Origin of the sequence: Patulibacter sp. (genome assembly GCF_030655195.1) — a bacterium.
Taxonomy (GTDB): domain Bacteria; phylum Actinomycetota; class Thermoleophilia; order Solirubrobacterales; family Solirubrobacteraceae; genus Patulibacter.
In genome coordinates, this window is the sequence record NZ_JAURWA010000030.1 from 97854 (window position 1) to 104575 (window position 6722).

6 protein-coding genes are annotated in these 6722 nt (G+C 73.7%); all 6 read left to right on the plus strand.

Features of this window, described 5'->3' with window-relative positions; translation table 11 throughout:
• Nucleotides 1-165: 165 nt before the first annotated feature.
• Nucleotides 166-921, plus strand: a complete 756-nt coding sequence (locus Q7T67_RS03585) for an SDR family oxidoreductase (RefSeq protein ID WP_304786070.1) — start codon at nucleotides 166-168, stop codon at nucleotides 919-921.
• Nucleotides 918-2081 (plus strand): mandelate racemase/muconate lactonizing enzyme family protein, encoded by a 1164-nt coding sequence (locus Q7T67_RS03590; protein ID WP_304786073.1) that lies wholly within the window; start codon nucleotides 918-920, stop codon nucleotides 2079-2081. The genes Q7T67_RS03585 and Q7T67_RS03590 overlap by 4 nt, the downstream gene beginning before the upstream one ends.
• Nucleotides 2082-2120: 39 nt before the next feature.
• Nucleotides 2121-2459 carry a cupin domain-containing protein gene (locus Q7T67_RS03595; RefSeq protein ID WP_304786075.1) on the plus strand — a complete coding sequence of 113 codons (339 nt, stop codon included), beginning with the start codon at nucleotides 2121-2123 and terminating at the stop codon, nucleotides 2457-2459.
• Entirely contained in the window at nucleotides 2459-3262 is an 804-nt protein-coding gene (locus Q7T67_RS03600; RefSeq protein WP_304786077.1) for an SDR family NAD(P)-dependent oxidoreductase, read from the plus strand. Before Q7T67_RS03595 ends, Q7T67_RS03600 begins: the two co-directional genes overlap by 1 nt.
• Before the next feature lie 73 nt (nucleotides 3263-3335).
• Complete coding sequence (locus Q7T67_RS03605) at nucleotides 3336-4769, plus strand: aldehyde dehydrogenase (RefSeq protein ID WP_304786079.1); 1434 nt, start codon at nucleotides 3336-3338, stop codon at nucleotides 4767-4769.
• Nucleotides 4770-4959: 190 nt separating this feature from the next.
• Entirely contained in the window at nucleotides 4960-6021 is a 1062-nt protein-coding gene (locus Q7T67_RS03610; protein ID WP_304786081.1) for an aldose 1-epimerase family protein, read from the plus strand.
• Nucleotides 6022-6722: the final 701 nt, after the last annotated feature.

Consider the following 6722-nt stretch of genomic DNA (forward strand, 5'->3'; position numbering starts at 1 on the left):
GAACGGTGGGCGCTCCCAACGGTTCGATTCTCCGGTCCGTTGCAACTCAGCACATCAGGTGTTCAGAACAGTGTAGGTTCATCTCATGGAGCGAACGACTGAGGGACTCACGGGTCCGGGGGTGCGGCGATGACCGACGGGACGACACCGCGCAGGGCGTGGGTCATGGGGGCCTCTCGAGGTCTCGGCAACGCGGTCGCGCGCCGGCTGCTCTCCCAGGGGCTGGCCGTCACGATCTCGGCCCGACCGGGCGAGCGGCTCGACGCGGCGCTGGCCGAGCTCTCGGCGCTCGGCGAGGTCGACGCGCTGCCGCTGGACCTCTCCGAGCCGCTCGTCGTGACGAAGGCGCTCGAGGAGCTCACCGCACGCCACGGCTCGGTGCCGGACGTCGTGATCTTCAACGGCGGCGGCCCGCCGCCCGGTCCGGTCGCCAAGCTCGGGGTCGAGGGCCTCGACGGCGCGTACGCCTCGATGCTGCGCCCCGCCTACGAGCTGATCGCCGGGATCGACGCGCCGATGCGCGAGCGCGGATCGGGCGTCGTCGTCTTCCTCACGTCCTCGGGCGTGCTGGAGCCGATCCCCAACCTCGTCGCGTCCAACGCGATGCGCTCGGCCGTCACCGCGCTGGCGAAGACCGCGGCCGCGGAGCTCGCCGGCGACGGCGTCCGCGTCCTCTGCGTCGCGCCCGGCCGGATCGCCACGGATCGCGTCGGCGAGCTCGACGCCGCCGCCGCGAAGCGCCAGAACTCCACCGTCGACGACGTCAGCGCCAGGTCGCGCGCGTCGATCCCCGCCGGCCGCTACGGGACTCCGGAGGAGTTCTCCGCGGTCGTCGGGTTCCTGTGCTCAGAAGACGCCTCCTACGTGACCGGCACCACCGTGCTCGTCGACGGGGGCAAGATCGGAGGTCTCCTCTCGTGAAGATCGTCAGCGTCACCGCCAACCTGCTCAACACCCCGATCCCGGAGGAGCTCCGGGTCGAGTCCGGCGCGGGGCTCAAGCTCATGCGCCAGATGTGCCTCGTGCGCATCGAGACGGACTCGGGCCTCGTCGGCTTCGGCTCACCGTCCGGCCCGTACGACCTGGCGGTCCTCGGCCGCATCGTCGAGCACGTGATCGGGCCGCACCTGATCGGTGAGGAGCTCTCCGAGCACAGCCGCCTCTGGAACCACGTCTACGTCGGCGAGGTCACCCGCAACCTCGGCACCCGCGGGGTCGGCGTCGCCGCGCTCTCGGGCGTCGACATGGCGCTCTGGGACCTGCGCGGCAAGGCCGCCGGCCTGCCGCTGTACGAGCTGCTGGGCGGGCTCTACCACGCCAAGGGCGTCCGCACCTACGCCTCGTCGATCTACTGGAAGCTGACCCCGGACCAGGCCGCCGAGGAGGCGCGCTCCTGGATCGACCGCGGCTTCACCGCCGTCAAGCTCAAGGTCGGCCGCGAGCCGCGCAAGGACGCCGAGCGCGTCCTGGCCATCCGCGAGGCGATCGGTCCCGACAACGACCTGCTGGTCGACGGCAACCAGGCGCTCTCGCGCACCGATGCGCTGGCGATGCTGCCGGTGCTCGAGCAGGCCGGGGTCTACTGGTTCGAGGAGCCCATCGACATCGACGACATCGAGGGCCACGCGATGCTGCGCGCCGCGCGCCGGTCGGTGCGGATCGCCACGGGCGAGAACCACTACACGGCGTCGGGCTTCCTGCCGTTCGTGCAGGCCGACGCGATCGACGTCCTGCAGGCCGACGTCTCGCGCGCCGGCGGCATCACGGAGGTCAACAAGATCCAGGCGATGGCCCGTGCGCACCACCTGCAGTGGAACCCGCACACGTTCAACGACATCCTCACCGTCGTCTCCAACCTGCACCTCGTCGCCGCGTCGCCGCACCCGGCGATGTTCGAGTGGGACGTCACCTACAACGAGCTGATGACGCACCTGACGACGGAGCCGATCGAGGTCGTCGACGGCCTGCTGCACCCGCCGACCGGCAACGGTCTGGGCATCGAGATCGACGAGGACTTCGTCGCCGAGCACGTGTGGGCCGGCGAGCGGTCCATCGGCACCGGCGCCGGGATGCGGGTCTGAGTGCGGATCGACTGGGACACCATCCCGCAGGCTCCCGGCATGCGCCCGGGGGCCGTCCGGCAGTGGGTCGCCGGCGAGCAGGTCAGCCTGACCCGGGTGGTGACCCAGGCCGACGCCGTCTTCGACGGCCGGCTGCACCACCACCCGCACGAGCAGTGGCTCGTGATGCTGGCCGGCGAGCTCCGGCTGCAGATCGACGGGGAGCAGTTCGACGTCACCACCGGTGACCTCGTGCTGTTCCAGCCGCACACCGTGCACGGCGCGGTGGGCGTGGGGTCCGAAGGGGCCGAGTACTACGAGTGGTTCGCGCCCGCGCGCTACGACGGCCTCCCGGGCTACGTCGGGCGCTCGCCGCTGACCTGGAGCGAGGAGAGCTGATGCTGAACATCGATCTGACCGGCCGGACGGCCCTGGTCACGGGCGCGGCCGGCGGCATCGGCCGCGGGATCGTCGCCGCGCTGGTGGAGGCCGGCGCGACGGTGGTCGCCGCCGACCTGGTCGCGGACGCCGCGGCGTCCGTGGCCGCCGACCATCCGGGGAGCGTCGTCCCGCTGACGATGGACGTCACCGATGAGGAAGGCGTCGCCGCGGCGGTCGCGTCGCTGGAGGGCCACGCGGAGCTGCCCGCGCCCGTCTCGCTGCTGGTGAACAACGCCGGCATGGCGGGTCGCACCGGCATGCCGTTCACGCGGCTGAACAGCTCCGACTGGGAGCTGCCCTGGAAGGTCAACGTCGTCGGCCCGTTCCTCGTCACCGCGGCGCTCGTCGAGCAGCTGGCGGAGACCGGCGGCAGCGTCGTCAACATCGCGTCGGTCTCGGGCCGCCGCGGGTTCACGACCAGCCCGCCGTACTCGGCGTCGAAGGCCGCGATCCTCAACTTCACGCAGGGGATGGCCACCGACCTGGCGCCGCGCGGCGTCCGCGTCAACGCGGTCTGCCCCGGCATGGTGCTGACACCCTTCTACCGCCAGCAGCGCCTGGCGGCGGCGGAGAACGACCCGAAGCTCCTGGAGATCACCGACGAGGAGTTCTTCCAGGACAAGGCCTCGCGGCTGATCCCGCTGGGCCGGGGGCAGAAGCCGGCGGACATCGCCGGCGCGGTGGCGTTCCTCGCCTCCGACCTGGCGTCCTCGGTGACCGGCCAGGCCCTGAACGTCGACGGCGGACTGGTGATGTCCTGATGCCTGCGGCGAACGCGAACGGCCCCGCCACGCCGGCGGGCGAGACCTCCCACCACGGAACGGTGACCCCCTGATGCGCAGCGTGAACGCCCTCGTGGCCGGGCAGCAGGTCTCGCCCAACGGCTCGGTCCTCGACGTCGTCGACCCGGCGAACGCGGAGACCTTCGCGCAGGTGCCGGCGCTCGACGTCGAGGCCGTCACCCGCGCGGTCGACGCCGCCGCGGCCGCCGCGCCCGGCTGGGCGGCCACCCCGCCCCAGGCGCGCGCCGCGCTCCTGGCCCGCACCGCCGACCTGCTCGACGCCCGCGCCGAGCAGGCGATCGACGACCTGCGGCGCGAGGGCGGCAAGCCACGCGCCGAGGCCGCCGGGGAGTGGGGCAAGAGCGTCGCGACGTTCCGCTACTACGCCGGTCTCGCGGGCGCCCTGGACGGCCGCTCGTTCGACGGCGGCACCCCGGGCTTCACGACGGTGACGCGGCAGGAGCCGATCGGCCCGACCGTGGCGATCACCCCGTGGAACGTCCCGGCCGCCTCGCCGGCGCGCAAGCTGGCGCCGGCGCTCCTGGCCGGCAACCCGATGATCGTCAAGCCCGCGAGCGCGACGCCGATCTCGGCGTGGCACATGGTCGACGCGCTCCGCGAGGCCGGCGCACCGGACGGAGTGGCGCAGACGGTCTCCGGATCGGGCCGCGTCGTCGGCAACGCGCTGGCGCTCGATCCGCGGATCGCGGCGGTGTCGTTCACCGGCTCGACCTCGGTCGGCCTGGACCTCAAGCACGCGCTGTCGCACACGCTGACCCGGATCCAGCTCGAGCTCGGCGGCAAGAACGCCGCGGTCGTCCTGGAGGACGCCGACCTCGACGCCGCGGCGGACCGCATCATCGCGGCCGCCTACGCCCTGGCCGGACAGCAGTGCACGGCCACCAGCCGGGTGATCGTCCAGTCGAGCGTGCACGACGCGCTGCTGGCGAAGCTCGTCGCGCGGGCCGAGGCGCTGACGCCGGGCGACACCGCTTTGGCGTCGACGACCTACGGGCCGCTGATCGACGAGGCGCAGCTCGACACGGTGGACGGCTTCGTCCGCCGGGCCACCGAGGCCGGGGCGCGCGTGGTCACGGGTGGTGGGCGTCTCGATCTGGAGGGCACCTGGTACGCCCCGACGATCGTCGCCGACGTGGCGCAGGACTCCGAGCTGGCGCGCGAGGAGGTCTTCGGGCCGGTCCTCGCGGTGCTGTCGGTGGCGGACGTCGACGAGGCGATCGCGGTGCTCAACGACACCCCGTACGGGCTGAGCTCGGCGGTCCACACCGCGAACCTGCACCACGCGTGGAAGGTCGCGGGGTCCTCGGAGCACGGGGTCGTCGCCATCAACGGGCCGACGGCGGGCATCGACCTCCCGGTCCCGTTCGGCGGCTTCGCGGCGTCGGGCACGGACTCCAAGGAGCACGGTCCGGAGTCGCTGCGGTTCTACACGCGCCTGAAGTCCGTCACCTGGGGCTGGGCGTAGGGTCGGCGGCCGGCGCGCGAGGGGCGCGCCGGGGGCCGTGGTGACCGGTCGGACGCGGCGTCCGAGCGCCGAGGACCGGCTCGCGGGTGCGGGTCCGGTCGCCTGAGCCGGACGACGGGTGCCGGGGACGGGAGCCCGCCGGCGGGCCCCCGGGAGAACGAACGATGCAGGACCACGGAGAGGGAGAGCGATGAAGATCCACGGGCAGGACCACGACCGGAGGAGCCTCGCGCGGCACGCCGGCGACCTGGCGGCGGCGGGCGGCGTGCGGCTCGTCGAGCTGCAGGACGGCGTCGAGCGCGGCATCCGCGTCCTCGAGTTCCGCTCCGGGAGCGGGCTGGCGTTCGACGTCCTCGTCGACCGGGCGATGGACATCGGCGCGGCCGAGCACGGCGGGGTCGGGTTCGGCTGGCAGTCGCCGACGGGCTTCCGCAACCCCGGGCTGCACGAGTACCGCGACGAGGACGGCCTGTCGTGGCTGCGCAGCTTCTCCGGCCTGATCGTCACGGCCGGCATGGACCACACGCTGTTCACGGCCGAGGGCGACGCCTCGAACTACCACTACCCGCCGAAGGCGACGACCTGGAACGGCCTGCACGGCCGGGTCGCGAACATCCCGGCCAAGCTCCTGGGCTACGGCGAGGAGTGGCAGGACGACGGCTCGTGCGTCCTCTGGTGCGAGGGGGAGATCCGCCAGGCAGCGGTCTTCGGCGAGCACCTGCGGCTGCGCCGGCGGATCGAGTGCGACCTGGGCGGCGACGAGATCCGCCTGCACGACGTCGTGACCAACCACGGCTCCGACGTCACGCCGCACATGTTCCTCTACCACATCAATCTCGGCTGGCCGTTCCTCGAGGAGGGCGTCCGCGTGGAGGCCCCGATCGCGAAGACCCTCTGGCAGACGGACTCCGTGGGGGAGCAGGGCAGCGACCACCTGGTGATCGATCCCCCCACCTCGAAGTTCGTCGAGCAGGTCCTCGAGCACGAGCTCACGCCCGGGCCCGACGGCCGGGCCCAGGTCCGCGCGGTCAACGACCGCCTGGGCATGACGGTCGAGCTCGACGTCGACCTCCAGGCGTTCCCGGCGTTCTTCGAGTGGATGCACCTGCGCGAGGGCGGCTATGCGCTGGGCCTGGAGCCGTCGACCCACCACGTGGCCGGTGAGCAGGCCGCCCGCGACGACGGTTCGATGATCTGGCTGCAGGCCGGCGAGTCGCGGACGTACCGCACCGCCCTGCGCGTCTCGCGCTGAGGGTCCTCCTCCGGGTCGGGTCCGCCGGGCTCGGTGAGGAGGACGCGACCCGGGGCCGACGCCGGCCGCCGCGGGCGGGCGGGCGGCCCGGGCGCCCCGGGATCGGTGGCGCCGGCCCTCGCCGGCCCTCGCCGGCACAGGGGGCCGGCGGTGCGGTGGCGGGGCGGTCCCGGGAACGACGGTGGGGGGCGATCGGGTGCCGTGGGGTGGGCGGGGATCGACCGCGTTCCCGGCCGCGGCCGCCCGCTGCGGCCGCGTCTGGTCGAGGGGCGGGGCCGATCGGGTGCCATGGGGTGGCCGGGGATCGACCACACCCCCGGAGCGTGCGGGATCCGCCAATCGAGGGCGGGCCGTCGGTCGAGTGGCGGATCCCGCACGCTCTACGTGCGTCCGTCGCCAACCCACCGCCCGGGCTCGGGCGGATTGGCGGGTGATGCACGTTCCGCCGGCGGCCGATCGGCCACCGCGTCTCGTCCCTGCCGTCCGCTCCGGCCTGCGGCTCGCCTCGCCCTGCCGCCGCTCCGCTGCGGCCTGGCGCCCACCGACTCCGCCCCGCTCCGCCTCGCCGTGGCCTGCCGCCCACCGATGCGGCCCCGCCCTGCCGCGCCTTAACGCCCACCGACGCGGCCCCGCCCTGCCGCGCCTTAACGCCCACCGACGCGGCCCCGCCCTGCCGCGCCTTAACGCCCACCGACGCGGCC